The sequence below is a fragment of the Burkholderia cepacia complex sp. TUM26381 genome (genome assembly GCF_057439935.1).
Genome location: NZ_CM172008.1, coordinates 904,094 through 930,093, shown reverse-complemented (window position 1 = coordinate 930,093; position 26,000 = coordinate 904,094). Strand labels below are relative to the sequence as shown.

24 protein-coding genes are annotated in these 26,000 nt (G+C 67.7%); 15 read left to right on the top strand and 9 right to left on the bottom strand.

Going from position 1 to position 26,000, the window contains the following annotated elements; translation table 11 throughout:
* Positions 1–48: 48 nt before the first annotated feature.
* Genes ACWMMN_RS36015 through argE form a run of 3 tightly spaced genes read left to right on the top strand, consistent with a single transcriptional unit; the run spans position 49 to position 2,328 of the window.
* Entirely contained in the window at positions 49–498 is a 450-nt protein-coding gene (locus ACWMMN_RS36015; protein ID WP_059242004.1) for a RidA family protein, read from the top strand.
* Positions 495–1,172 carry a DUF1028 domain-containing protein gene (locus ACWMMN_RS36010; protein WP_486424204.1) on the top strand — a complete coding sequence of 226 codons (678 nt, stop codon included), beginning with the start codon at positions 495–497 and terminating at the stop codon, positions 1,170–1,172. The genes ACWMMN_RS36015 and ACWMMN_RS36010 overlap by 4 nt, the downstream gene beginning before the upstream one ends.
* Complete coding sequence (gene argE / locus ACWMMN_RS36005) at positions 1,165–2,328, top strand: acetylornithine deacetylase (RefSeq protein WP_256087486.1); 1,164 nt, start codon at positions 1,165–1,167, stop codon at positions 2,326–2,328. The genes ACWMMN_RS36010 and argE overlap by 8 nt, the downstream gene beginning before the upstream one ends.
* A 54-nt stretch (positions 2,329–2,382) precedes the next feature.
* Here argE and ACWMMN_RS36000 read toward each other — a convergent pair whose 3' ends face one another.
* Positions 2,383–3,306 (bottom strand): LysR substrate-binding domain-containing protein, encoded by a 924-nt coding sequence (locus ACWMMN_RS36000; protein ID WP_059241999.1) that lies wholly within the window; start codon positions 3,304–3,306, stop codon positions 2,383–2,385.
* 397 nt (positions 3,307–3,703) lie between these two features.
* Between ACWMMN_RS36000 and ACWMMN_RS35995 the strand changes: the two genes are divergently transcribed.
* Complete coding sequence (locus tag ACWMMN_RS35995; RefSeq protein WP_174994559.1) at positions 3,704–5,125, top strand: purine-cytosine permease family protein; 1,422 nt, start codon at positions 3,704–3,706, stop codon at positions 5,123–5,125.
* Between the two features lie 99 nt (positions 5,126–5,224).
* Here the strand turns inward: ACWMMN_RS35995 and ACWMMN_RS35990 are convergent, their stop codons facing one another.
* From ACWMMN_RS35990 to ACWMMN_RS35970, 5 genes are all read right to left on the bottom strand, one after another.
* Positions 5,225–7,504, bottom strand: coding sequence for an FdhF/YdeP family oxidoreductase (locus ACWMMN_RS35990; RefSeq protein WP_486424203.1), 2,280 nt, complete (start codon positions 7,502–7,504; stop codon positions 5,225–5,227).
* A gap of 125 nt (positions 7,505–7,629) precedes the next feature.
* Positions 7,630–10,467: an ATP-dependent Clp protease ATP-binding subunit gene (locus tag ACWMMN_RS35985; protein WP_486424202.1), complete on the bottom strand. Its 2,838-nt coding sequence runs from the start codon at positions 10,465–10,467 to the stop codon at positions 7,630–7,632.
* A 619-nt stretch (positions 10,468–11,086) separates the two neighbouring features.
* The gene (locus ACWMMN_RS35980) at positions 11,087–11,356 is read right to left on the bottom strand and encodes a hypothetical protein (RefSeq protein ID WP_486424201.1); all 270 of its coding nucleotides are present in this window, start codon (positions 11,354–11,356) and stop codon (positions 11,087–11,089) included.
* Positions 11,357–11,461: 105 nt separating this feature from the next.
* Entirely contained in the window at positions 11,462–12,277 is an 816-nt protein-coding gene (locus ACWMMN_RS35975; RefSeq protein ID WP_059241989.1) for a family 1 encapsulin nanocompartment shell protein, read from the bottom strand.
* Positions 12,270–13,337, bottom strand: a complete 1,068-nt coding sequence (locus tag ACWMMN_RS35970; protein ID WP_059241987.1) for a Dyp-type peroxidase — start codon at positions 13,335–13,337, stop codon at positions 12,270–12,272. Before ACWMMN_RS35970 ends, ACWMMN_RS35975 begins: the two co-directional genes overlap by 8 nt.
* 376 nt (positions 13,338–13,713) lie before the next feature.
* On the opposite strand from ACWMMN_RS35970, the gene ACWMMN_RS35965 reads away from it, so the two are divergent.
* From ACWMMN_RS35965 to ACWMMN_RS35940, 6 genes are all read left to right on the top strand, one after another.
* The gene (locus tag ACWMMN_RS35965; protein WP_081052126.1) at positions 13,714–14,073 is read left to right on the top strand and encodes a helix-turn-helix domain-containing protein; all 360 of its coding nucleotides are present in this window, start codon (positions 13,714–13,716) and stop codon (positions 14,071–14,073) included.
* A complete protein-coding gene (locus tag ACWMMN_RS35960; RefSeq protein WP_486424200.1) occupies positions 14,070–14,519 on the top strand; it encodes a phosphate-starvation-inducible protein PsiE in 450 nt (149 codons plus the stop codon). Before ACWMMN_RS35965 ends, ACWMMN_RS35960 begins: the two co-directional genes overlap by 4 nt.
* A gap of 54 nt (positions 14,520–14,573) precedes the next feature.
* Positions 14,574–14,771, top strand: coding sequence for a hypothetical protein (locus ACWMMN_RS35955; protein ID WP_256087480.1), 198 nt, complete (start codon positions 14,574–14,576; stop codon positions 14,769–14,771).
* Positions 14,772–14,840: 69 nt separating this feature from the next.
* The gene (locus ACWMMN_RS35950) at positions 14,841–15,296 is read left to right on the top strand and encodes a DUF1269 domain-containing protein (protein WP_059241982.1); all 456 of its coding nucleotides are present in this window, start codon (positions 14,841–14,843) and stop codon (positions 15,294–15,296) included.
* A 35-nt stretch (positions 15,297–15,331) separates the two neighbouring features.
* Positions 15,332–15,586, top strand: coding sequence for a hypothetical protein (locus tag ACWMMN_RS35945; RefSeq protein ID WP_059242499.1), 255 nt, complete (start codon positions 15,332–15,334; stop codon positions 15,584–15,586).
* A gap of 389 nt (positions 15,587–15,975) precedes the next feature.
* Positions 15,976–17,400 carry an aminotransferase-like domain-containing protein gene (locus ACWMMN_RS35940; protein ID WP_486424199.1) on the top strand — a complete coding sequence of 475 codons (1,425 nt, stop codon included), beginning with the start codon at positions 15,976–15,978 and terminating at the stop codon, positions 17,398–17,400.
* 27 nt (positions 17,401–17,427) lie between these two features.
* Here ACWMMN_RS35940 and ACWMMN_RS35935 read toward each other — a convergent pair whose 3' ends face one another.
* Entirely contained in the window at positions 17,428–18,588 is a 1,161-nt protein-coding gene (locus ACWMMN_RS35935; RefSeq protein ID WP_486424198.1) for an NAD-dependent formate dehydrogenase, read from the bottom strand.
* A gap of 234 nt (positions 18,589–18,822) precedes the next feature.
* On the opposite strand from ACWMMN_RS35935, the gene ACWMMN_RS35930 reads away from it, so the two are divergent.
* Entirely contained in the window at positions 18,823–20,355 is a 1,533-nt protein-coding gene (locus ACWMMN_RS35930) for an FAD-dependent oxidoreductase (protein ID WP_486424197.1), read from the top strand.
* 42 nt (positions 20,356–20,397) lie between these two features.
* Positions 20,398–20,775 (top strand): DUF5594 family protein, encoded by a 378-nt coding sequence (locus tag ACWMMN_RS35925; RefSeq protein WP_174993924.1) that lies wholly within the window; start codon positions 20,398–20,400, stop codon positions 20,773–20,775.
* A gap of 49 nt (positions 20,776–20,824) precedes the next feature.
* Here the strand turns inward: ACWMMN_RS35925 and ACWMMN_RS35920 are convergent, their stop codons facing one another.
* The gene (locus ACWMMN_RS35920; protein ID WP_059241973.1) at positions 20,825–21,043 is read right to left on the bottom strand and encodes a DUF6566 family protein; all 219 of its coding nucleotides are present in this window, start codon (positions 21,041–21,043) and stop codon (positions 20,825–20,827) included.
* A 120-nt stretch (positions 21,044–21,163) separates the two neighbouring features.
* Here ACWMMN_RS35920 and ACWMMN_RS35915 point away from each other — a divergent pair, with 120 nt between their 5' ends.
* Positions 21,164–21,802 (top strand): MarC family protein, encoded by a 639-nt coding sequence (locus tag ACWMMN_RS35915; protein WP_174993925.1) that lies wholly within the window; start codon positions 21,164–21,166, stop codon positions 21,800–21,802.
* A 45-nt stretch (positions 21,803–21,847) separates the two neighbouring features.
* The gene (locus tag ACWMMN_RS35910) at positions 21,848–22,312 is read left to right on the top strand and encodes a DUF1269 domain-containing protein (RefSeq protein ID WP_174993926.1); all 465 of its coding nucleotides are present in this window, start codon (positions 21,848–21,850) and stop codon (positions 22,310–22,312) included.
* Between the two features lie 27 nt (positions 22,313–22,339).
* Here ACWMMN_RS35910 and ACWMMN_RS35905 read toward each other — a convergent pair whose 3' ends face one another.
* On the bottom strand, positions 22,340–23,821 hold the full coding sequence (locus ACWMMN_RS35905) for a SulP family inorganic anion transporter (protein WP_486424196.1): 1,482 nt from the start codon (positions 23,819–23,821) through the stop codon (positions 22,340–22,342).
* 790 nt (positions 23,822–24,611) lie between these two features.
* Between ACWMMN_RS35905 and ACWMMN_RS35900 the strand changes: the two genes are divergently transcribed.
* Complete coding sequence (locus ACWMMN_RS35900; RefSeq protein ID WP_059241969.1) at positions 24,612–25,979, top strand: sigma-54-dependent transcriptional regulator; 1,368 nt, start codon at positions 24,612–24,614, stop codon at positions 25,977–25,979.
* The last annotated feature ends 21 nt before the right edge of the window (positions 25,980–26,000 follow it).

Here is a 26,000-nt window from a genome sequence, read left to right as displayed (position 1 = left end):
ACCGCTGTCGGCGTGGCGGGCGAACACCCCGACACTCGAAGGACTTCGATGAGCCAGCCTACCCATACGCGTATCCGCATGTTCAACACCAAGGATACCTACCCGAACCAGACGCTCGACAACGACCTGTGCCAGGCCGTGCGGGCCGGTAACACCGTCTACGTGCGCGGCCAGGTCGGCACCGATTTCGACGGCAACCTGATCGGCCTCGGCGATCCGCGCGCGCAGGCCGAGCAGGCGATGAAGAACGTCAGGCAGTTGCTCGAGGAAGCCGGCAGCGACATCACGCACATCGTGAAGACGACGACCTACCTGATCGATCCGCGTTATCGCGAGCCCGTGTACCAGGAAGTCGGCAAGTGGCTGAAGGGCGTGTATCCGATCTCGACGGGGCTCGTCGTGTCCGCGCTCGGTCAGCCGCAGTGGCTGATGGAGATCGATGTGATCGCGGTGATCCCGGACAACTGGCAGCCGCACCGTGCCCAGGAGGCGACATGACTTTCTCCATCGTCGGGCGTTGCCCGGAGACCGGCCAGCTCGGGATCGCGATCAGCTCGTCGAGCATCGCGGTCGGCGCGCGCTGCCCTTGGGTGCGCGCGGGCGTCGGCGCCGTCGCGACGCAGAACATCACGCTGCCGGCGCTCGGCCCGCAGATCCTCGACCTGATCGAACACGACCAGCTTGCGCCCGCCGCGGCGCTCGACCGCGCGTTGAGCGCGAACGGCTGGAGCCAGTACCGGCAGGTCACGGTGATCGACGGGCAGGGGCACACGGCGTGCTTCACCGGCAAGGAAGCGCTCGGCACGCATCAGGCGGTGCAGGGCGAGCAATGCGTGGCGGCCGGCAACCTGCTGGCCGCGCCGGCCGTGATCGACGCGATGGTGCAGGCGTTCGAACAGGCGCCCGGCCTGCTCGCCGACCGGCTGCTGGCGGCGATGCACGCGGCGATGGCGGCCGGCGGCGAGGCCGGGCCGGTGCATTCGGCCGCGCTCAAGGTGGCCGGTGACGTGACCTGGCCGATCGTCGATTTGCGCGTCGACTGGGCCGATACCGATCCGCTCGGGCAGCTCGATGCGCTGTGGCGTGCGTATCGGCCGCAGATGCAGGATTACCAGACGCGCGCGCTGAACCCGACCGCCGCGCCGAGCTACGGGGTGCCGGGCGATGAGTGATATGTCGAGCCGCGCGCTGCTCGAGCGGCTGATCGGTTTCGCGACGGTCAGCCGCGAGTCGAACCTCGAGATGATCGGCTTCATCCGCGACTATCTGGCGGGCTTCGGCGTGGAAAGCGAACTGTTCTACAACGCGGAACGCACGAAGGCGAGCCTGTACGCGACGATCGGGCCGCGCGATCGCGGCGGCATCGCGCTGTCGGGCCATACGGACGTGGTGCCGGTTGACGGGCAGGCGTGGACGGTCGAGCCGTTCCGGCTGACCGAGCGCGACGGCCGCCTGTACGGCCGCGGCACGGCCGACATGAAGGGTTTCATCGCGTCGGTGCTCGCGGCGGTTCCGGCGTTCGTTGCCCGGCCGCTGAATGTGCCCGTGCATCTGGCGTTCTCGTACGACGAGGAGGTCGGTTGCCTCGGCGTGCGGCCGATGCTCGAACACCTGGCCGCGCGCGAGCATCGGCCGCGGCTGTGCCTGATCGGCGAACCGACCGAACTGAAGCCGGTGCTCGGTCACAAGGGCAAGCTTGCGATGCGTTGCCACGTGAAGGGCGCCGCGTGCCACTCGGCGTACGCGCCGTCGGGTGTCAACGCGATCGACTATGCGGCGAAGCTGATCGGCCGGCTCGGCGAGATCGGTGCGGCGCTCGCGCGACCCGAGCGGCACGACGGCCGTTTCGATCCGCCGTTCTCGACCGTGCAGACGGGGCTGATCAAGGGCGGCCGTGCGCTGAACATCGTACCGGCCGAATGCGAGTTCGATTTCGAGGTGCGTGCGCTGCCGGATTTCGATGCGCACGAGGTGCCGAGGAAGCTGCAGGACTATGCGGAATCCGAACTGTTGCCGAGAATGCGTGCGGTGCAGAGCAATACCGACATTCGATTGCAGCCGCTGGGCGCGTATCCGGGGCTGGCCACTGCGCCGGACAGCGAAGCCGCGCGCCTGCTCGCGATGCTGAGCGGTTCCAGTGCGTTCGGCACGGTGGCGTTCGGCACCGAGGGCGGGCTGTTCGGGCAGGCCGGCATTCCGGCCGTGGTGTGCGGGCCCGGCAGCATGGACCAGGGCCACAAGCCCGACGAGTTCGTCACGCTCGAGCAACTGCACGGATGCGACGCGATGCTGGGTCGCCTGGCCGCGCATCTTTCAGCGGCGGCCTGACCTGTTGCCGACACGCACGCACCGCTTCCTGCGGCGCGTGCGTGTTACTTCTTCCTATCGCGCCGATTCCGCGACGATCTGCGCGAGCCGCTCGCGGCAGAAATCGACGAACGACTGCGCCTGCTTCGTGAGCTGGCCGCGCTTCAGCCGTGCGCTCACGAGCCCGGACGGGCTCACCGTTTCACTGAGGCCGATCGTCACGACACGCTGGCCGTCGTACGTGTATTCGGAATGCGGGCGCGTGACGAGCAGCGAAAAGCCGAATCCCTGGCCGACCATTCCGCGCACCATCTCGATCGAAGGCGAGCCGAACACGATGTTCGGCGTGAGCCCGAGTTCATGAAACAGGCTGACGAAGTAGGTGCGGCTCGGCTGCACGTCCAGCAGGATCATCGGCTCCACACAGAGGTCGCGCAACGAAACGTGCGACTGGCCTGCGAACCGGTGGTTTTCCGGCAGCAGCACGTACGGCTGCTGCGGCGGCATCAGCGGCTCGGTCTCGATCGTGCCGTCGAGATCGTGGTCGTACATCAGCGCGAGATCGAACGTGCCTGACGTCAGGCCCTGCACCAGCTCCTGCTGGTCGCCGTCGCGCAGCCGGATGTTCACGCCCGGGTAGCGCTCGCGAAAGCCCGCGATCAGTTGCGGCAGATAGAGCGGCGCGACCGTCTCGAAGCAGCCGATGTCGATCTGCCCGGTGATCACGTCGTTGTCGGCGAGTGCGTTCTGTTCGAATTCGTGCGCGATGCGCAGCAGCTCCTGCGCTTTCCGGTAGAAGCGCGTGCCGCTCGGCGTGAGTGACACGCCCTGCGCATGATGGCGGATGAACAGCTTCACGCCGAAGCTTTCCTCCAGTCCCTTGATCGCGCTCGAGATCGATGGCTGCGCGATGAAGAGCTGACGCGAGGCCTCGGCGACGCTGCCGGATTCGACCGTCGTGATGAAGTATTTCAGTTGCCGCAAAGTGTAGTGAGCCACAAGCACCTCTGATACGCACGCCGGCCTGCCGCCGCTGCGCGCAATCTGTCCATGGTTTTGCGTAGCACCTTACCTGAAGAGCCGCGGTGCCGGAGTTTCCGCTGCAGAGCTTTTTCGTATGTCGCGGAAATATTTTTAGTATTTTCCGGCCCCCCCGCACGTGGCGCACCATCGTCTCCAACCTGGATCACGAAGATCACGACGCGGCCGCGCACGCGCTGGCGGGGCATGTCATCCGTCCCCGCATGCCGCAGATGCGCCGCTTCGGTCGACACCGCCGCGCGCACACGCGGCGCGTCGTCGCTCGCGTATCCGGACCCGATTGCCGGCGCGCACCCCGACGCGCGCCGGCGGAAACGGCAAGCGCGCATCGCCGCGCAGGACAGGAGACATCACCATGACGAACGCGGAACGCAATGCGTCCCCGATGATAGAGAAACACACGATCGGCTACGTGCCGCCCGCGGAGCGCCACGGCAAGGTGCGCGACCTGTTCACGCTCTGGTTCGGCGGCAACATCGCGCCGCTGCCGATCGTGACCGGCGCGCTCGGCGTGCAGATCTTCCACCTGAACCTGATGTGGGGCATCGTCGCGATCGTCGTCGGCCAGGCGGTTGGCGGCGTGCTGATGGCATTGCATTCGGCGCAGGGGCCGCAGATGGGCATCCCGCAGATGATCCAGAGCCGCGCGCAGTTCGGCTCGTGGGGGGCGCTGCTCGTCACGGTGATCGCGGCCGTGATGTACGTCGGCTTCTTCGCGTCGAACATCGTGCTGGCCGGCAAGTCGGTGCACGGCATCGCCTCGTCGGTGCCGGTGCCCGTCGGCATCGTGATCGGCGCGGTGGGTTCCGGGTTGATCGGCATCGTCGGCTACCGCTTCATCCACATCCTGAACCGCATCGGCACGTGGGTGCTCGGCATCGGCATCGTGATCGGCTTCTGGATGATCCTCACGCACGTGGCGACCGACGATTTCCTGACGCGCGGCGGCTTCGACTTCGCGGGCTGGCTCGCGACGGTGTCGCTGTCGGCGTTGTGGCAGATCGCGTTCGCGCCGTACGTGTCGGACTATTCGCGCTATCTGCCGGAGAATGTCGGCGTCGCGTCGACGTTCTGGGCGACCTATCTCGGCTGCACGATCGGCTCGACGCTCGCGTTCATCTTCGGCGCGGTCGCGGTGCTCGCGGTGCCGGCCGGCGCGGACACGATGGACGCGGTCAAGCAGGCAACGGGCCCGCTCGGGCCGCTGATGCTCGTGCTGTTCCTGCTGAGCGTGATCAGCCACAACGCGCTGAACCTGTACGGCGCGGTGCTCGCGGTGATCACGTCGGTGCAGACGTTCGCGTACAAGTGGATTCCGACCGCGAAGGCGCGCGCGGTGGTGTCGGTCGTGATCTTCGTCGCGTGCTGCTACGCGGCGATCGGCGCATCGACCAACTTCATCGGCAACCTCGTGGATCTCGTGCTGGCGCTGCTCGTCGTGCTGGTGCCGTGGACGGCGATCAACCTGATCGACTTCTACGTGATCCACAAGGGCAAGTACGACATCCAGTCGATCTTCATGGCGGACGGCGGGATCTACGGCCGCTTCAATCCGCAGGCGCTGCTCGCGTATGCGATCGGCATCCTCGTGCAGATTCCGTTCATGAACACGCCGATGTACGCGGGCCCGATTCCCGCGCATCTGGGCGGCGCGGACCTGTCGTGGGTCGTGGGCTTGCTGCTGACGTCACCGCTGTACTACTGGCTCGCGACGCGCGACAGTGCGTATCGGCGCCGGCAAGGCGGTGCGCATCTGCCGCCGACGGCAGTGCGTTGAAGGAAAGGAGGGCCGCCGCTTGGGTTGTGGCGCAGCGGCGGCCAATGGCAGGCGCGGGCAGGCGCGCGGCGGACCCGATACCGCGCGCCTGCCGGTCCATCAGACGACCGCCGAGCGCGCGACGCGCACCGGCACCGACTTGTACGACGGCGTGCCGCTTTCCTTGTCGATGTAGTCCAGCGGGACGAGCACGTTCGCCTCCGGATAGTAGGCACCGACCGATCCCGGCGCGATGTCGTACTCGATCGCGGTGATCTTCTCGAGGCGCAGCGTGCGGCCCGATGCAGTGATTGTCTCGATGTCGACGAGGTCGCCGTGTTCGAGCCCGTACTTCGCGAGATCGGCCGTGTTCATGAACAGCACGTCACGCCGTCCGAACACGCCGCGATAACGATCATCGAGCCCGTAGATCGTCGTGTTGTACTGATCGTGGCTGCGCAGCGTGATCAGCCGCAGCACCTGCTCGGCACCGAGCACGTCCGCGTCTTCCTTCACGCCCTTGTAGACCGAGAACATCGCCTTGCCGGTCGCCGTCGGCCACACGCGCTCGGTAGGCGGCAGCGGCAGCCGGAAGCCGCCCGGCGTGCGGATGCGCTCGTTGAACGCCTCGAAGCCGGACACCGTGCGGTCGATCAGGTCGCGGATGCGGTCGTAGTCGGCGATCAGGTCGAACCATGCGACCTTGCTGTTCGGCAGCGTCGCATGCGCGATCCCCGCGACGATCGCGGGCTCCGAGCGCAACTGGTCGGACGCAGGCTTGAGCTTGCCGGCCGACGCATGGACCATCGACATCGAATCCTCGACCGTGATCGACTGGCGGCCGGTTGCCTGCATGTCGAGCTCGGTGCGGCCGAGCACCGGCAGGATGAAGGTTTCCTTGCCGACCAGCAGGTGCGAACGGTTCAGCTTCGTGCCGAGATGCACGCTCAGGTCGAGCTTCGCCATTGCCGGGAACGACAGTTCCGGATCGGGCAGCGCGACCGCGAAGTTGCCGCCGAGGCACAGCAGTGCCTTCGCGGTACCGTCGATCATGGCCTGCATCGCCTGCACGGCGTCGTGCCCGTGATGCGCGGGCGGCGTGAAGCCGCATACGTCCTCGATCTTCTTCAGGAACTCGGCCGACGGCTTCTCGGTGATGCCGACCGTGCGGTTGCCCTGCACGTTCGAATGGCCGCGCAGCGGGCATACGCCGGCGCCGGGCTTGCCGATGTTGCCGCGCATCAGCAGCAGGTCGGCGATCAGGCGCACGGTCGCGGTGCCCTTGTTGTGCTGCGTGACGCCCATCCCGTACGTGATGATGGTCGCGTTCGACTTCGCGTACGCGAGCGCGACCTGTTCGAGCTGCGCCTGGCTGAGGCCGCTCGCGCGTTCGATGTCGTCCCACGACGTGGCTTCGAGGTCGGCCGAGAACGCATCGAAGCCGTTGGTGTGCTGCGCAATGAAGTCACGGTCGAGCACGTCGCCGCGCTCGGCTTCGAGCTGCAGCAGCGCCTTCATGATGCCCTTCAGTGCGGCCGCGTCGCCGCCCGCGTCGACCTGGTAGTACGTCGATGCGATTCGCGTCGAGCCGAACGACGCCATCTCGATCATGTCCTGCGGATCGGCGAAGCGCTCGAGCGCACGCTCGCGCAGCGGATTGAACACGATGATCGGCACGTTGCGGCGGGAGCACTCGTGCAGCGTGCCCATCATCCGCGGGTGGTTCGTGCCGGGATTGTGGCCGATCGAGATGATCAGCTCGCAGTGGTCGAAATCCTCCAGCGAGACGGTACCCTTGCCGATACCGATCGACTGCGGCAGGCCGACGCTGGTCGGCTCGTGGCACATGTTCGAGCAGTCGGGGAAGTTGTTGGTGCCGAGTTCGCGTGCGAACAGCTGGTACAGGTATGCGGCTTCGTTCGACGCGCGGCCCGACGTGTAGAACTCGACCTGCTCGGGCGGCAGCGCGCGCAGCACTTCGCCGATGCGCGCGAACGCGTCGTCCCATTCGATCGCGCGAAACGTGTCGCTCGCGCGGTCGTAGACGAGCGGATGCGTGAGCCGGCCCATGTTCTCCAGTTCGTAGTCCGACATGCGCAGCAGCGATGACACGGTGTTCGCCGCGAAGAATTCGGGCGTCACGCGCTTGGTCGTCGCTTCCCACGTGACGGCCTTCGCGCCGTTTTCGCAGAACTGGAACGTCGACTTGTGTTCCTTGTCGGGCCATGCGCAGCCGGGGCAGTCGAAGCCGTCGGGCTGGTTGGTCCGCATCAGCACGATCGGCGCCTCGATGGTTTCCATCTGCGTACGCACCGCATCGGCTGTCGCGCGAAGCGCGCCCCAACCGCCGGCGGGCCCATCGTACTTCCTGATGCCTGGCACTTCGCGTCGATTTGTCATGTGAATCTCCAAGAGCCGGGCCCGGTGCGGGCGGCTCGGTTGCGCCATGTCGCGGCGTGGGGCGGCTCCGTCCGGTGGACGGAGCCGGTCATGCGTGCCCCCGGGCTGCAGGGCACGTGTTTTTCTCAGTGCGCGTCCTTCTTCGCGCCGGACGACTTCTTGCCGGACTTCGCCGCGGGCGGCGGCGTGTCGGCGGGCGTGTCGTCCGCTTTCGCGTCGCCGGATGCCTTGGCGGCCTTGCCGTTCGGCTTCGCCTTGCCGTCAGCGTCCTTCTTCGCGTCCTTCGTGTCTTTCGCTTCCGGCGCGGCGAGTGTGGTGAACTTCACTTCGTCGCTGTCCTTGTCGAAATCGACTTCGCACCGGTCGCCCGATTTCAGCCGGTCGGCGAGGATTTCCTTCGCGAGCTTCGTTTCGATGGTCTGGCGGATCTGGCGCTTCAGCTCGCGCGCACCGAACTCCGGCTGGTAGCCGACTTCGGTCAGGTGATCGACGAGCGCGCTACCCATCACGAGCGTGATGTCCTGCGCGGCGGCCGTACGCACCACGCGGTCGAGCTGGATCTGCACGATCGAGCGGATGTTGTCCTTCGACAGCGCGTGGAAGACGATCACCTCGTCGATCCGGTTCAGGAACTCGGGGCGGAAATGCCCCTTCAGCACCTGCATCAACTCCTCGCGGACCGCCTTGTCGGTCTTGCGCGCGGCTTCGGGTTGCGTGAGGTTGTCCATGATGATCGCCGCGCCGAGGTTGCTCGTCGCGATGATGATCGTGTTGCTGAAGTCGACCACGCGACCCTTGCCGTCGGTCAGCCGGCCGTCGTCGAACACCTGCAGCAGCACGTTGTAGACGTCCGGATGGGCCTTCTCGATCTCGTCGAGCAGGATCACGCTGTACGGACGCCGCCGCACGCGCTCGGTGAGCTGGCCGCCTTCGTCGTAGCCGACGTAGCCGGGCGGCGCACCGATCAGCCGCGCGACCGCGTGCCGCTCCATGTACTCGGACATGTCGATGCGGATGATCGCCTGCTCGTCGCCGAACACGGTCTCCGCGAGCGCCTTCGCGAGCTCGGTCTTGCCGACGCCCGTCGGCCCGAGGAACAGGAACGTCGCGATCGGCCGGTGCGTCTGGCCGAGCCCCGCGCGCGACAGCCGCACGGCATCGCTGACGGCGACCACCGCATCGCTCTGGCCGACCATGCGCTCGCGCAGCTGCTCTTCCATTTGCAGCAGCTTCTGGCGTTCTTCCTGCGTGAGTTCGGAGACCGGGATGCCGGTCAGCCGCGACACGACCTCGGCCACCGATTCGACGGTGACTTCCAGCGTTTCCGAGCCGGTCTTGCGCTGCCACGCCTCCATCATCTCGTCGACGGCTTTCTGCTTCTCGTTGATCTGCTCCTCGAACTGCTTCGCCTGGTCGAAGCGCTTGCGCGACGTGGCGTAGTCCTGCTCGCGCTTCAACTGCGCGATCTGCGCCTCGCCTTCCTGGATGTCGACCGGGCGCGACGTCGCGCCGATCCGCACGCGTGCGGCAGCCTGGTCGATCAGGTCGATCGCCTTGTCGGGCAGGAAGCGCGACGTGATGTAGCGGTCGGCGAACTCGGCGGCGGCGACGAATGCGTCGTCGGCGAACGTCACCTGGTGGTGCGCCTCGAGGCTGTCGCGCAGCCCGCGCAGGATCACGATCGTCTGCTCGACGCTCGGCTCCGGCACGAACACGGGCTGGAAGCGCCGTTCGAGCGCGGCGTCCTTCTCGATGTACTTCTGGTATTCGTTGAGCGTCGTCGCGCCGATCAGGCTCAGCTCGCCGCGCGCGAGCGCGGGCTTCAGGACGTTCGCGATGTCGAGGCCGCCTTCGCCGCCGCCCTGGCCCGCGCCGACGATCGTATGCAGCTCGTCGATGAACAGGATCAGTTCGTCCTGCTTCGCAGTCACTTCGTCGATCAGCTGCTTCGCGCGCTCCTCGAATTCGCCGCGATATTTCGCGCCGGCCACCATCGAGTTGATGTTGACTTCGACGAGCCGCTTGTCGCGCAGCACCTCGGGCACGTCGCCGTTGACGATCCGCTGCGCGAGCCCTTCGACGATCGCCGTCTTGCCGACGCCCGGCTCGCCGATCAGCACCGGGTTGTTCTTCTTTCGGCGCGCGAGCACCTCGATCGTGCTCTCGATTTCCTGCGCGCGGCCGAGCACCGGATCGAGCTTGCCCTGGCGTGCGATCGCGGTGAGGTCGCGGCCGAACTTGTCGAGGTTCGGCGTGCCGGTCGGCGCATCGACGCGGCCGTCCTCGGCGCCCTTGCCGACCACTTTCACGACTTTCTGGCGCAGCGCCTCGGGCGTCACGCCGTATTTCTTGAGCAGCGTGCCGGCGATGCTGTCCGGCACCGACGCGAGCCCGATCAGCAGGTGCTCGGGGCCGATGTACGAGTGGCCGAGATCGCGCGACGCCTGGAACGCGTACTGCACGGCCTTCTTCACGCGCGGCGAGATCGACAGCTTGTCGAGCGGCGCATCGGGGTCGGCCGTGCCGGTGTGCGCATGCGCGTCGATGTACGACTTGATGTCCTGCGGCGACAGCTTCAGTTCCTTCAGCAGCGCGGCACACACGTCGGTGTCCGCGAGCGCGTAGAGCAGGTGTTCGGAATCGAGCTCGCTGCGGCGCAGCTCGTGCGCCTTCTCGGCCGCGCGCTGCAGCAGTTCGAGCGTCTGTTCGCTGAACGCGTCGGTCGGGTCGACCGATTCGCGCGGAATCTCCGCGGCAAGCGGCGATTCGTCGCCGGATTCGCCGAACAGCGACGACGAGCCGCCACCCAGCAGCGAGTCGAACGGGTTCAGCATGCTCTGATGCCGCATCAGCTGACGGAAGTGGTAATCGCAGATCGAGATCGTCTTGCGCTCGCCGTCCTGCATCACGGTTGCGCGCGCGACGGCCGGCCGGGCGTGGCAGATATCGCAAAGTGCGGGCATGGTGGTCTGGCTCCTGTCGGTGAAGGTGGGTCGAAGGGTGAAGTCCCGATGCGGTGCGGCGCTCGCGCGTCCCGACCGCGCACACACGACGCGCGGCGCGGTGGCGCGCGTGCCGCACCCGTGCAGCGGCGCAGCGCGCGCCGGCGTGGCACACGGTCGCAATCGGGGCGGAAAGCGCGAGTGCTGCGAGGAGCCCACGGCATCGCTTCGACTGCATTCAAAATAACGAATCGGCGGAGGCCATCCAAGACACAGTTCCCTGCCGGGCTGGCCGTGAATTGCACCCTCACATGGCCGCGTGTATCGGTGGCAAGGAGTACAGACGGGCGCATGCGCGGCGGCGCGGGCCTGCGCGGCGAGTGCAGCATGCGATGGCTGGACGCGGGGAGGGGTGGCGCGCGCACGGCGCGCGGTGCGACATCGGCGCGCAGGGCGCCGGCAGCCGGCAGACGGTTGGCGATACGGGAGGCGGGGCGCGGCGCGGATGCCGCGAGAGGCGCGTGCGCAAACGGGTCACGACTGGCCACGCGCGCGCCGCAACCGGGGCGTACGGGGTGGCCGAAGGCGAGGACGGGTGGCACGGGTTGAGCCGGAACGGCGCAACCGTGGAGAACCGCAATCAGTCGGAGAGTGTCATCGCGAGCCGCTGTCGCGCAATCTGTTTCACGTCGGTCGAGAGTGCCGCATTCGGCAGATCATTGGCCCAGACGGAGAACGAATCCTCGATCAGGTTGCGCGTGTCGGGCGGCAACTCGGCCAGCATCAGCGAGACGACGGTAAACAACACGGCGGTGTCGCCAGCCTGGCTGCCCGCGTGGGCGTCGACCGTCCGCTTCAGGGTGTCGACCGACGCCTGCAGCGCCTGCAATGCCTCATTCGATTCGCTCATGACACACTCCATGCAAGATGGGTTGGATCGGCGACGAACCTGCAGTCGGCGGCGTGGCCGGTTGCGCGCGAAGCCCGGGCGGGCGCCGCGCGCGGGCAACCGGGTTCAGGCCGCCGTATTGCCCTGCGGCGCCACGGCCACCGATGCTTCGCTCGTCAGCATCAGGAACGTGAACGTTTCGCGCAGGTACAGGCGGACGGCCTTGTCGCTATGGCTCGTGTAGCCGATCGAGACGTCTTCCCCGAGGTGCAGCTCGTAATCGCCGCCGCGCATGGACAGCACGCAGCCGCCGCTGATCGCCGGCGCCCAGATGATCTCGCCGCTGACGATGCGTTTGATATGGCCGAGGACCGGATAGCCCTGGTCGCGCGCTTCGCTGAGCGCGGTGTAGGCGTCCGAACCGAGTACGACCGAGTACGGACCGTCGACGCCGGCGAGGCGCAGCGCCTCGAGCGCATCGCTGATCGCGTCCGGATAGGCGCTGACGTCCGCCGGCAGCGTGAGTTTGCGGTTCGACGTGCCTTCGCGGATGCCGACGATGCCGGCTGCGTGGTAGCCGTCGAAAATCGCGTTGTCTTCGGCGAACGCGAGCCGCTGCGCGGCTTCTTTCGCCGGTTGCCAGTCGGCGTCGCGCGCGCCGCGCTCGACGCTGTCGATCGCCGCGCGGCTCAGTTCGAACGGCACCGTCAGCTCGACGATCGTGCGCACTTCGCGCAGCCGCGCATTCACGTGCTCGCGCGGCGCGGCGACCTCCAGCAGGTGCCCCGTGCCGACGGCCGACAGTTCGGGGCCTTCGGGGCCATCGACGTCGACGACGCGGCGGCCGGCCACCGAGCGTTTGAAGGTGCGCGCCACTTCCTCCTCGATTTGTTCCCAGGCGGACGACGAGATCGGGGCGAGTTCGCGGTGCAGGTTATTCATAAGTCGGGGTTCCTTTCAGCGAGCCGATTTTCAGCGAGCCGTCGCGCCGCGGCGCGGACGACGTGGATTCCGGTGGCGCGGCGTCGGCGGCCGGGGCCGCGCGGTCGGCGAGCGCTTCGAGCAGGTCGGCCGACGGCACGAAGAACAGCGAGCCGGTGACCGCGCGGCTGTAGTCGAGCAGGCGGTCGTAGTTGCCGGGCGGGCGGCCGACGAACATGTTCTCGAGCATCTGCTCGATCGGCGCCGGCGAGCGCGCATAGCCGATGAAATAGGTGCCGAATTCGCCGGCGCCCGGGCGCCCGAACGGCATGTTGTCGCGCAGGATCTTCACTTCCTGGCCGTCTTCGTCGAGCGTGGTCAGCGAGCTGTGCGAGCACGACGGCTTCACGTCCGGCGCGAGCTCGATGTCGGACAGTTTGGTGCGGCCGATGATGCGCTCCTGGGTCTCGACCGCGAGCGCGTTCCAGCCGGCCATGTCGTGCAGGTACTTCTGCACGATCACGTAGCTGCCGCCCGTGAACTCCGCGTCCTCGTCGCCGATCACCGTGAAGTCGACCGCCTCGCGGCCTTCCGGGTTCTCGGTGCCGTCGACGAAGCCGATCATCGCGCGCTGGTCGAAATTGCGGAAGCCGTGCACTTCGTCGACGACGGTCACCGCATCGCCGAGCGCGCCGAGCAGTTGCGTCGCGAGTTCGAAGCACAGGTCCATCGCTTCAGCGCGGATGTGCAGCAGGATGTCGCCGGGCGTCGCGACCGCGACGCGCTGGCCGGCGCCGAATTCGCGGAACGGATGCAGCGACGCGGGGCGCGGATCGCCGAACAGCGCATCCCACGCGTCGGCGCCGAAGCCGCACACGCACGTGAGGTTGCCGCCCGGCACGCGCTTGCCGACCGAGCGCACGAGCGCGGCGATGTCGCCGCACCATGAGCGGATCGTGTCAGCGTGATCGGCGCCGGGATTGATCGTCGCCACGAGGAAGATCGCGCTGCGCGTGATCGTGCTGTGAACGGCCTGGGAGAGCGGGGGAGGAGTCTGCATCGCGGCCTGCCGGTCAGTCATGTCGGGACGGACGGGCCGCGGTTGCCGCAGCGCGCGAGGGCGTTCGGTTGAACTGTGTCATGCGACTGTTCTCTTTGTGACATGCGGATGAAGGACGTTGCGCGGGCATCGCGCAACGGGCCGCAGCAGCGGCGGCCGGCCGCCCGGCGCGTGACCTGCCCGCACCGCGTAACGTCGTCGAGCATGCAATCTAGCAGCTTCGGCGGGTCTTTGGAACACGTATCGTCAATCTGTCATTCGATTGCGTCAAACAGGGCCGGATTTTGCGCGGCGCCCGCCCAGCTGTACTCCAGGCGGCTGCGGTGCTGTGCTCTTGAGCGTGCGTGCCGCGTGCAGTAGATTAGGTCCCGCTGCGCCGCCGACGAGGAGCGTCACCATGAACCTGCTGGAAGCGATGCGAGTATTTGTCGCGGTGGTCGAGCAGGGAGGCCTGTCCGCCGCCGCGGCCGAACTGAAGCTCGGCGAGGCGCAGGTGAGCGACCGGATCGACGCGCTCGAACGGTATCTCGGCTGCCGCCTGCTGCTGTGCCGCGAGCACGACGACGTCGCCTGCACCGACGCGGGCGATGCGTTCCATGTGTGCTGCCGCCGCACGCTGTCCGCGGTCGAGCAGGCGACCGGTCCCGCTCGCCCGCCCGCGCCGGAGGCGCGCGGCGCCGCGCATCGCCCGGCGCATTGCCCCGATTTCCCGCCGCCCGGCGCCGCTCACGCACCTGCACACCGACTGTCGCCTTGAATACGTCTACCGTTTCCGGCTCGCCGGCCGAGCGCATCCGTCGCCGTTTCGGTCATTTCCTGCACGCGGCCGAGCTGGCCGGGCTGATCGTGATCGGCCTGGCGACCGCGTTCGCGATGGCGCAGGAAGCGTGGAAGGTCGTGCTCGCGGGCGAGGTGTCGCTGACCGACCTGCTGCTGATGTTCCTGTATCTGGAAGTGCTCGCGATGGACGTGCGCTACCTGCGGCTCGGCCGGCTGCCCGTGCGGTTTCCGCTGTTCATTGCGATGACGTCGCTCGCGCGCGACCTGATCCTGCGCGGCGCGACCGACAGCCCCGAGCGGATGCTGATGACCACCTTCGGGATCGTGCTGCTCGCGGTTGGCGTGCTGATCCTGAGTTTCGGCCAGCATCGCTTTCCGGCGGATGTCGACGATGTCGAGGACGATGTGCATGCGCGCCGGTGACGGGCGCGCGGCATGTCGCATGCATGTGCGATGGCGCTGCAAGGAAGGTGCCCGATGAACACGCATTCCGTCGAAACGAAACAGGCGATCGCGTTGCAGCAGGCGGCGTCGGACGCCTACCGGCTGGCGCGCGACGCGCGCGATGCCGACCCGGTGCATGCACGCGCGCCGTCGGTGGCCGGGCTGCAGCAGGCGGCTGCACACGCCTATGCCGATGCCGCTCGCGCACGCGTCGCGGCCACCGGCGTCTGAATCGAATCCCGACGCGCCCGCATGCGGTGCGTCGGCTGAACTGGACCATCCAACCGAGCGAGGTATCGAATGACCAAGCAACTGATCGTCGCCGTGTTCGGCAGCGTCGACACGGCCCATCGGGCCGTGAACGATTTCGAGGCGCTGTCGGAGAAGAATGAAGGATTCCACATCGAGAACGGCGTCGTCGTCGAGAAGGACGCGGCCGGCAAGCTCGCGGTGCTCGCGGCCGAATCGCGGCCGTTCAGGGGCGGCGTGATCGGTGCGATCGCGGGCGGCCTGCTCGGCCTGCTCGCCGGGCCGCTCGGCGTGGTCACCGGCATGGCGGCCGGCGCGGGCGCCGGCATACTCGCGGATGCGGCCGGCAATGCGCTGCTCGACGGCACCTTCGTCGAAGCCGTGGCCGCGCGGCTCGCGCCCGGCAGCGTCGCAGTCATCGTCGAGGCGAAGGAGGATACGCCGTTCTCGGTCGACAACGTCGTGACAGGATTCGGCGGCAAGGTCTTCCGCCAGGCGCTCGGTTGAGCGCGTCATTCTTCGAACCGATTCGGGAGAACCGCATGCGCATCGATCAATCGTACCGTCGCTTCGACATCGCGGCGACGCTGTCGCCGCTGCCCGGCAACGGCAATCGCGCGATCGCGACGGTCGACGTGACGACCGACGATCCGGCCCGCCTCGCCGATCTCGGCACCGGGCAGTTCCTGCAGATCCGCAAATGGGTCGAGTCGAACGACGTCGCGCTGCTGACGGTGGTATTCGACGAGTGCAAGGTCGCGATCGACCATTACGCGGACAACGTCGACGACGCTTGAGCGCACACCGGCCCGCGCATGACCGGATCCCGCGCGATCGCAGGCCGACCGCCGACGGCAATGCGCGATCACGTGCGCCTGCGCAGCGCTGGGCGAACGGCTGCCGCGCGCTCGCGCCGGGCCGCGCCGTCGCATTCGAATCTGTTCACCATGCCGGCCGGATTTGACGTTTCCTCGCCAAACTGTCACTTACATTCGTCGAAATGACGCAGTAGGATGCCGAACCTTGTCTTGATGAGATTCGCATTGCTATCCGCCTTCAATTTCGATAACGGACGAGGTTCGCACCGGGACACCCGCGCCCGGACACGGCTATCCGGCTTCGGGCGCCGGCGCGGCCGTGCCGCCCACGCATCGCAGGCCGGTTCACCGCTGGCGGGGCGAGGCGGATGAAGCTCTACGAGAAATTTGCAAACGACATAGAGAGACTCATCCGGCAAGGCGTTTATCGACACGGTGACCGTGTGCCTTCGGTGCGGCAGGCGAGCCAGCAGCACCGGATCAGCATTACGACCGTGCTGCATGCGTATCTGCTGCTGGAAAGCCGCGGGCTGCTCGAAAGCCGGCCGCAGTCGGGCTATTTCGTGAACCTGCGGCGCGACGACAGCCACGCGCCGGTGCGCGAGCTGCGGCCGTCGAAGCCGATCGCGATCTCGTCGTCGGTCGATGTGAGCCGGCTCGTGCTGTCGACGCTGCGCTCGATCGGCACCGACGATGCGGTGCCGCTCGGCTCGCCGTACCCGGACCCGAGCCTGTTCCCGTTCGAGAAGCTGAACCGCTATGCGTACGCAGCCGGCCGCGACAAGTCGCTGTGGGGCGTGACGGACGGCTTGCCGCCCGGCCATCCGCGGCTGATCCGGCAGATCGCGCGCCGCTACCTGGAAAACGGGATGTCGGTGGATCCGAACGAGATCATCGTGACGGTCGGCGCGACGGAGGCGATCAACCTGTGCCTGCAGGCGGTGGCGAAGCCGGGGGACACGATCGCGGTGGAATCGCCGACGTTCTACGCGATGCTGCACGCGATCGAACGGATGGGGATGAAGGCGATCGAGGTCGCGACGCATCCGGAGTACGGGATCGACATCGCGGCGCTGGCCGCGATCGCGAAGTCGCAGCCGATCGCCGCGTGCATGGTGATGCCGAACTTCCAGAACCCGCTCGGCTTCCAGATGCCCGACGAGCGCAAGCGCGAGCTGGTGGCGTTCGCCGCGAAAGCCGAACTGCCGGTCATCGAGAATGGCGTGTACAACGAACTGTACTTCGGCAACACCCATCCGAGCACGCTGAAGTCGTTCGACCGCCATGACATCGTGCTGCATTGCGCTTCGTTCTCGAAGAGCCTGACGGCCGCGTACCGGATCGGCTGGGCGTTGCCGGGCCGCTATCGCGAACAGGTCGAGAAGCTGAAATTCCTGAACACGCTGGCGACGCCGTCGCTGCCGCAACTCGCGATCGCGGAGTTTCTCGAGCGCGATGGCTACGAACATCACCTGCGGCGGATTCGCAAGGCGTACGCGCAGCAGTCGAACCTGATGCGGACGATGGTGTCGCGGTTCTTCCCGGAAGGCACGCGCATCTCGAGTCCGGCGGGCGGGTACGTGCTGTGGATCGAGTTGCCCGTGCAGGTCGATGCGATGCGGCTGTACCAGCTCGCGCTGGAGCAGGGCATCACGATCGGTCCCGGCTACATGTTCTCGATCGCGGACAGCTACCGGAATTTCATCCGCCTGAACTACAGCAGCCCGTGGTCGCCGGAGATCGAACAGGCGGTCGTGACCGTCGGCAAGCTCGCCGCATACTGCGCCGACTGAACGTACCGCCGCGCGTCGCGCGCGGCGTTACGTCAGCCGGTACGACTGCGCGCCGGTGCCCGCGAGCGTGCCGCCGTCGACGATCAGGTATTCGTTGCGGATCGGCTTGCCGTCGAACCAGCATTGCAGGATCTCCAGCGTGCCGGCCGCGTAGCGCGCCTGCGCGGACAGCGACGTGCCGGAGATGTGCGGCGTCATGCCGTTGAACGGCATCGTGCGCCACGGATGATCGGCCGGCGCCGGCTGCGGAAACCAGACGTCGCCGCCGTAGCCCGCGAGATGGCCGGACGTGACGGCATTCACGACCGCGTCGCGATCGACCAGCTTCGCGCGCGCGGTGTTGATCAGGTACGCGCCGCGCTTCATTCGCGCGATCATCGCCGCGTCGAACAGGCGCTCGGTCGACGGATACAGCGGGATCTGCAGGTTGACGATGTCGACGGCGCTCGCGAGCGACGCGGCATCGGCGTGATACGTGAGCCCGAGTTCCTGTTCGACCGACGCATCGAGCCGGTGGCGCTGCGTGTAGTGCAGATGCAGGCCGAACGGCTTCAGCCGGCGCAGCACGGCGAGCCCGATGCGCCCCGCGCCGACCGTGCCGAAATGCATGCCTTCGACGTCATAGCTGCGCGCCACGCAATCGGCGATGTTCCAGCCGCCTTGCTGCGCGATCGCATGCGACGGCAGGTAGTTGCGCACCAGCGCGAGCGTCGTCATCACCACGTGCTCGGCCACGCTGATGCTGTTCGACCCGGTGACTTCGGCGACGGTGATGTGCGCACGCGCGGCGGCGTCGAGATCGACGTGATCGGAGCCGATGCCGGCCGTCAGCGCGAGCTTCAGCTTCGGCGCGCGGGCGATCCGTTCGGCCGTCAGATACGCGGGCCAGAACGGCTGCGAGATCACCACGTCCGCTTCGGGTAGCCGGCGCTCGAATTCGGAGCCGGGGCCGTCCTTGTCGCTCGTGACGATCAGCGTGTGACCATGCGCTTCCATATAGCCGCGCAACCCGAGCGCGCCGGACACCGAGCCGACGAGTTCGCCGGGCCGGAAACCGGGCGGGCCGTCCGGCGTCGGCGCGGTTTGGCCGTCCGCGTAGCGCGTGATGACCGGAATCGCATCGCGCACGTAGCGCGGCGGATAGCCGTCGACAGGATCGGGGTAAAGCACGCACAGGACGGTGGCCATCGGGTAGCACTCCTCGCGACAGGGGGAAGGCGGCACGCGGATTGCGCAGGAGGCGCGACGTGCTCCGCAGGCGGCCGGCGTGTTGCGCCGCAGCGTTGATGACGTTCTACGCCCGTCATGGATCGCATGCAAGCTACAGTCCGTGTTTGCGTGCGCTGCGGGGCGTCTGTACCTGTTCTTTTCAGGCGGGATGTCGATAATGGGATCGTTACCTGACTTTCCGGGAGCCACGTCATGACTGCAAGCGACGCTTCGTCTTCACGCCCTGATCTCGCGGCAGGCATCGCGCTCGACGAGATCGCCGACGGCGCGATGATCGAGGGCCATGTCGGCGATGCCGCGGTGCTGCTCGTGCGGCGCGCCGACGAATTGTTCGCCGTGGGTGCGAATTGCACGCACTACGGTGCGCCGCTGGCCAACGGCCTGCTGGTCGGCGACACGATCCGCTGCCCGTGGCATCACGCGGCATTCTGCCTGCGCACGGGCGAGATGCAGCGCGCGCCTGCGCTCGACGGGCTGCCGTGCTGGCGCGTCGAGCGCCGCGACGGCCGCGCCGTCGTGCTCGATGCGCGGCCGGCGGCCGTGCCGCCGGTGCTGGACGCGGCCGGGCTGCCGGCGTCGGTCGTGATCGTCGGCGGCGGCGCCGCCGCGATCGCCGCGGCCGTGACGCTACGGCAGGAAGGCTATCCGCATCCCGTCACGCTGCTGAGCGCCGATGCCGATCCGCCTTACGACCGGCCGAATCTGTCCAAGGATTACCTCGCGGGTACGGCCGACGCGGACTGGTTGCCGCTGCGTGCGCCGTCGTTCTATACCGATCAGCGGATCGACGTGCGGTGCGGCGCACGCGTCGTGCGGATCGATTCCGCGCAGCAGGCGGTCGAGCTGGCCGACGGCAGCCGCGTCGGCTACGGCGCGCTGCTGCTCGCCACGGGCGCGGAGCCGAACCGTCTGAGCGTGCCCGGTGCCGACCTGCCGCACGTGTGCGTGCTGCGTTCGCGCGCCGATTGCGATGCGCTGATCGCCAGGCTGAAAACGGCGCGTCGCTGCGTGGTGGTCGGCGCGAGTTTCATCGGGCTCGAAGCGGCCGCCGCGTTGCGCACGCGCGGGCTCGACGTGCAGGTCGTCGCGCCCGATGCGCGTCCGATGGCACGCGTGCTCGGCGATGCGCTCGGCGACACGATCAAGGCGCTGCACGAGGCGCACGGCGTCGTGTTCCATCTCGGCGCGACGCCCGTGCAGATCGGGCCGGACAGCGTGACGCTGTCGACCGGCGACGTGCTGCCGGCCGATGTCGTGGTGGTCGGCATCGGCGTGCATCCGAACGTCGAGCTCGCGCAGGATGCGGGGCTGGCCGTCGAGCGCGGCGTGACGGTCGACCGCTTCCTTCAGACGAGTGCGCCCGGCATCTATGCGGCCGGCGACATCGCGCGCTGGCCCGATCCGCTCACGGGTGAGCGGATTCGCGTCGAGCACTGGGTCGTCGCCGAGCGGCAGGGCATCGTCGCGGCGCGCAACATGCTCGGCCAGCAGCGCCCGTTCGAGGCGGTGCCGTTTTTCTGGAGCCAGCATTACGACCTGACGATCAACTATGTCGGGCACGCCGAGCAATGGGATCGCGTCGAGATCGATGGCGATCTCGGCGCGCACGACTGCTCGATCGCGTACTGGCGCGGCAACGCGCGGCTTGCGGTCGTGACGATCGGCCGCGATCTCGACAGCCTGAAAGTGGAAGCCGCATTCGAGCGGCAGATTGCAGCCGCGTGACAGCGGCATGACGACACGATCCGAACCTGGAGTGGAGGCAAGATGAATCCCGACGTCCGTGCACGTTTCGAAACCGAGTTCGCGCCGCGCATCGCCACGCGCCTGCTCGGCCTGTATCGGCCCGGCGACGTGAAGGTCGACGTCGTGCCGCACGATGGGCAAGGCAGCCCGACCTGCGTCGAGGTCGCCGGCCTCACGTCGACGGCCGGTCTGCCGAACCGGCTGAATGCGCGGCTCGCGTGGCGCGACGACGCGATCGCCGAGCTGCTGGCCGATCCCGACCGCAGCCGCTTCGACCGCTATCTCGCGGCGCTGCCGGTGACGATCGAGCGCTGGCAGATGGAGTTGCCGGTCGATTTCAGCTCACGGACCCAGCGCGACCGCGAGATCCTGATCGGCGACCTCGATTTCGACGCGTGACGCGCGTCGTGCGATGCCGGCCGCCGCTTCGCCGATGAACCGGGTGCCGCTAACGGTCGCGCGTCCTGACGATCACGCGCCCCTGGTCGATGCCGCCGCGCAGCGCTTCGTCGCACGTGAGCCATTCGGGCGTGACGAGTTCGGGCGCGGGCAGGTCGACCGGCGCGCCGTCGCGGAAGATCCGCACCTGCGCGACCCACGCGCCGTTTGCGTTGCGCGTCGCTTCGACGCGAATCTCGTGATCCATGAAGGTATCGGTGGCTTGCATTGGGGAGGCCTCCGTCGTGCGTGAACGCGGTGCGTCGATCGTATCAGCCCGGCGCGCGCCGCGCACCGGAAACCCGCCCGGATCCATCCTCGGCTTGCCACACGATACGGGAGCGACCCTGTGGGCTTCGACCTGACTTTTTCCATCAAGGTGTTTGCGGCGCTGTTCGCGATCATGAATCCGATCGCGAACATCCCGGTGTTCCTGTCGCTGACCGAGGGCGCGGCGGACGGCGTGCGCCGCAAGGTCGCGGTGACGGCCGCGATCGGCGTGACGATCGGCTGCATCGTGTCGGCCGTCGCGGGCGGTGCGATCCTGCACGTGTTCGGCCTGAAGATCGACGATTTTCGTCTCGCGGGCGGGCTGCTGGTGCTGCTGATCGCGCTGTCGATGCTGCATGGCTCGCCGAGCCGCCAGCATGCGCCGGGTGCGGACGAAGGCGCGGATCCGGCCGCGGCCGAGAGCGTCGCGATCTATCCGCTGACGATCCCGTTGCTGGTCGGCCCCGGCACGATCGCGACGATGATCGTGCTCGGGCACAACGCGTTCTCGACCGGGCAGGCATTCGCGTTTGCGCTCGGGCTGGCCGCGTTTCTCGTGCTGCTGGCCGTCTCGCTGCTGTCGGCGCCGCTGATCGGCCATTACCTGTCGCCGCGCGTGACGGCGGTCACGCAGCGCCTGATGGGGATGATTCTCGCGGCGATCGCGATGCAGATGATCGTCGCGAGCCTGAAGGCCGCGTTCGGGCTGTCGCATTGAGTGCGGCGTGCCGGCATCCGGTCATTCGATTGCATGGAGTGGTCGATGAATACGCTGATTGCGTTGTCTTACCCCGATCTGCCGGCCGCCCATCGTGCGCTGGCCGAACTGGGCACGTTGCGCGACCGGCACGTCGTCGCGCTGGCGGCGGTCGTGATCGTCGAGTGTGCGAGCGACGGACAGTTGCGCACGCATTCGGTCGATTCCGGTCGCGTGTCGTCCGGATCGCTGCTCGACAGCGTGGTCGCGCACCTCGGATCGTCGCTCGACGCATGGCGCGCGCGGCCGGTGGACGACGCGCTGACCGATCGCGTCGCGCGCAAGGCGCGCCCCGGCACCGTATCGCTCGGACTCGACGCGACGCAGCTCGACATTTACGCGCTGAGCGCGGCGCTCGCGCCGTTCGGCGGCGACGTGCTCGACACGACGCTGTCGATCGACGACGAACTGAAGCTGGTCGAAGCGATCTCGAACGCGCGCGGCGGCGGCAACCGCCCGGCGAGCGACTGACGCGCCGCGCCGGCCGCGGTCGCAGGTTCAGTGCGCGGCCGCCTCCGGTTGCGCGCCGGCCTTGTCGTGTGTCGCGTACTTGTCGATCATCGTCGCGCTCGCACGATTCAGGCCGCCGACCTCGACGTCGATTCCGTTGCGCCGGAACTTGAGGACGATCCGGTCGAGCGCGTCGATCGCGGTGATGTCCCAGAAGTGCGCGTGCGACAGGTCGAGCCGCACGTGCTTCACCGGTTCCTTGAAGTCGAACGCCGACACGAACGCTTCCGACGACGCGAAGAACACCTGCCCGCGCACGACATAGCGGCGCGCGCCGCGCGCATCGTCGAGCGCCGATTCGACGCGCAGCACGCGCTGCACCTTCGACGCGAAGAACAGCGCGCTCAGCAGCACGCCGATCCCGACCCCGATCGCGAGGTTGCCGGTCGCGACCACGACGGCAACGGTCGCCACCATCACGAACGACGAGCTTGCCGGATGCGTGCGCAGGTTCGCGAGCGAGCGCCAGCTGAACGTGCTGATCGACACCATGATCATCACCGCGACGAGCGCGGCCATCGGAATCTGCCGCACCCACGGGCCGAGGAATACCACGAGCACGAGCAGGAACGCGCCGGCGACGAACGTCGACAACCGGCCGCGCCCGCCCGACTTGATGTTGATGACGGTCTGCCCGATCATCGCGCAGCCGGGCATCCCGCCGAGCAGGCCGGCTGCGATGTTCGCGACGCCCTGGCCGCGGCATTCGCGGTTCTTGTCGCTCGACGTGTCGGTGAAGTCGTCGACGATCGCGGCCGTCATCAGCGATTCGAGCAGGCCGACCACGGCGACGCCCGCGGCATACGGGAAGATGATGCGCAGCGTGTCGAGCGTGAACGGCACGTGCGGCAGCGCGAACGACGGCAGCCGGTCGGGGAACGCGCCCATGTCGCCGACGGTCGGCAGCTTCAGGTGCAGGGCCATCGAGATGGCTGTCAGCACGACGATGCACACGAGCGGCGACGGCACCGCGCGCGTCACGCGCGGCAGCAGGTAAATGATCGCGAGACCGCCGGCGACCATCGCGTACACATAGGAAGGCACGTCGTGCAGTTGCGGCAGCTGAGCGAGGAAGATCAGGATCGCGAGCGCGTTGACGAAGCCGGTGATCACCGAGCGCGACACGAAGCGCATCAGCGTGCCGAGCCTCAGCAGGCCGGCGGCGATCTGCAGGAGCCCCGCGAGGATGCCGGTGGCGAGCACGTACTCGACGCCGTGGTGCTTCACGAGCGAGGCGATGACGAGCGCGACGGCGCCGGTCGCGGCCGAGATCATGCCGGGCCGGCCGCCCGCGATCGCGGACACGACGGCGATGCTGAACGCCGCATAGAGGCCGACCTTCGGGTCGACGCCCGCGATGATCGAGAACGCGAGCGCTTCGGGGATGAGTGCGAGCGCAACGACCGTGCCGGCGAGAAGATCGGCGCGGAGATTGGAAAACCATTCGTCGCGTAAGGAGCGGGTATGCATGGCGATGGCGATAGCGATAGGAAGCAGATGACGGAACTGCCGGCCGCCGGGGCGCGGTTCGATGCGAAGGTGACGCACGGCACGGCCGCGCGCGGCCCGATGGCGGGCGCGGCGAAGACGGCTGCACGAGCGGCGGCCTCGAGAGCGAAAGGCGCTGTGCGGCCGGCGCGCGAATGCGCAGGCCCGCACAGCGGGTACGCGAACCCCCTGTCGGTCAGGCTGGATGACGATGGGTAGTTCGCGAAGCGCTACATAGGAATCTCGGGGAATTCGGAGGAAATACGGGGAAACGTCGCGCCGCGCAGCGGCTGCCGAGGCGCCGAAGCTTACAGAATGATCGGACGAACGTCCAGCCATGCGAGGGCAGCAGGCAAGCATGTGATGCACGGGGTGCACGGTCGGAATCGCGCGAAAGCGGTCTTGGCCGGATTTCGAGATGCGAAAAGTCGAGTCGGGAAGTTTGACCTGATAGCGCGACGAAACGTGTAAACGCGACATCGCACCCGGCTAAACACCGCATGATCCGCTCGACGGTGAAGACGTTCTTACCGATCGCGACGCATTGAATCTGGCAATGCAGACCGCACGCATGGATAGATTTATTCGATGATCGGCGAATGCGCGACATGCCTCTTCTATACTGACAAGGACCGCTTTTCACGGGAGGAAAGCCAGTCCGCACGAGCGCATCAATCGTGAAGTGCCGTCGCGCAAGCGGCGGCCGGACCGCGCTGTCATCCGCTGCGGTCTCGGCCGACAGACGCGCCGGGCCGCCTCACAAGGAGCGACGATGCCCTATGTCCTGATCGTCGAAGACGATGCCGATACGCGGACGATGCTCGCGGCGCTGGCGCGCACGCAGCAGCTCGCGTGCGATACGGCCGCGACGCTCGAAGAAGCGCGCACGCTCGTCACGACGAATACCCCCGATCTCGTGCTATGCGATCTCGTGCTGCCGGACGGCAACGGGATGGACCTGTTCGATGCGTTGCCGAAGCGTTCGCACTGCGAAATGGTGCTGACCACCGGCCATGCGAGCCTCGAAACCGCGATCGACGCATTGCGGCGCGGCGCGACCGACTACCTCGTGAAGCCGCTGAACATGCAGCGGTTGAACAGCATCTTCGCACGCGTGCCGCGTACGACCGCGCTGCATGAGGAAATCGCCGAGCTGCGCTCGGAACTGCAGCGCCTCGGCCGCTTCGGCCGCATGCTCGGCAGTGCGCCCGCCATGCAGGCCGTCTACGACGCGATCGGCCGCGTCGCGCGTACCGAGGCGTCGGTATTGCTCACCGGCGAATCGGGCACCGGCAAGGAGCTGGCCGCGCAAACCGTGCACGACCTGAGCCTGCGCCGCCGCGGTCCGTTCCTCGCGGTGAACTGCGGCGCCATTGCCGCGAACCTCGTCGAGAGCGAGATGTTCGGCCACGACCGCGGCAGCTTTACCGGCGCGGAGCGCCAGCACAAGGGCTTCTTCGAGCGCGCGGACGGCGGCACGCTGTTTCTCGACGAGATCACCGAGATGCCGCCCGAATCGCAAGTCAAGCTGCTGCGCGTGCTGGAGACGGGGCGTCTCACGCGGCTCGGCTCCACGCGCGAGCTCGACGTCGACGTGCGCATCGTCGCCGCGACGAACCGCGATCCGGAGGCCGCGATGGCGGACGGCAAGCTGCGGCCCGACCTGTTCCACCGGATCAACGTGTTTCCGATTCCGCTGCCGTCGTTGCGCGAGCGCGGCGACGACATCCCGATGCTCGCCGATGCGTTCCTGCAGCAATTCAACGAAGAAAGCGGCCGGAACCTGCGGTTCGCGCCGGCCGCGCGCGATGCGCTGAAAACCCATGCGTGGCCTGGCAACGTGCGCGAATTGCGCAACTTCGTGCAGCGTGCGGGCATCTTCAGCGACGGCGACGTGATCGAGTCGCTGCCGCCGCCGATCATGGACGAACTGTCGAGCATGGCCGATTCGCACGAGGATCGCGTGACCGTGCCGTTCGGCACGCCGCTCGAGGAGGTCGACCGGCGGCTGATCCTCGGCACGATCGCGCAATGCGGCGGCGTGAAGGCGCAGGCGGCCGAGGTGCTCGACGTCAGCCTGAAGACGATCTACAACCGGCTCGCGCAGCTCGAAGACGAAGCAGACAAGCCGGAGACCTGATGCCGCCGACCGAACCGGCCG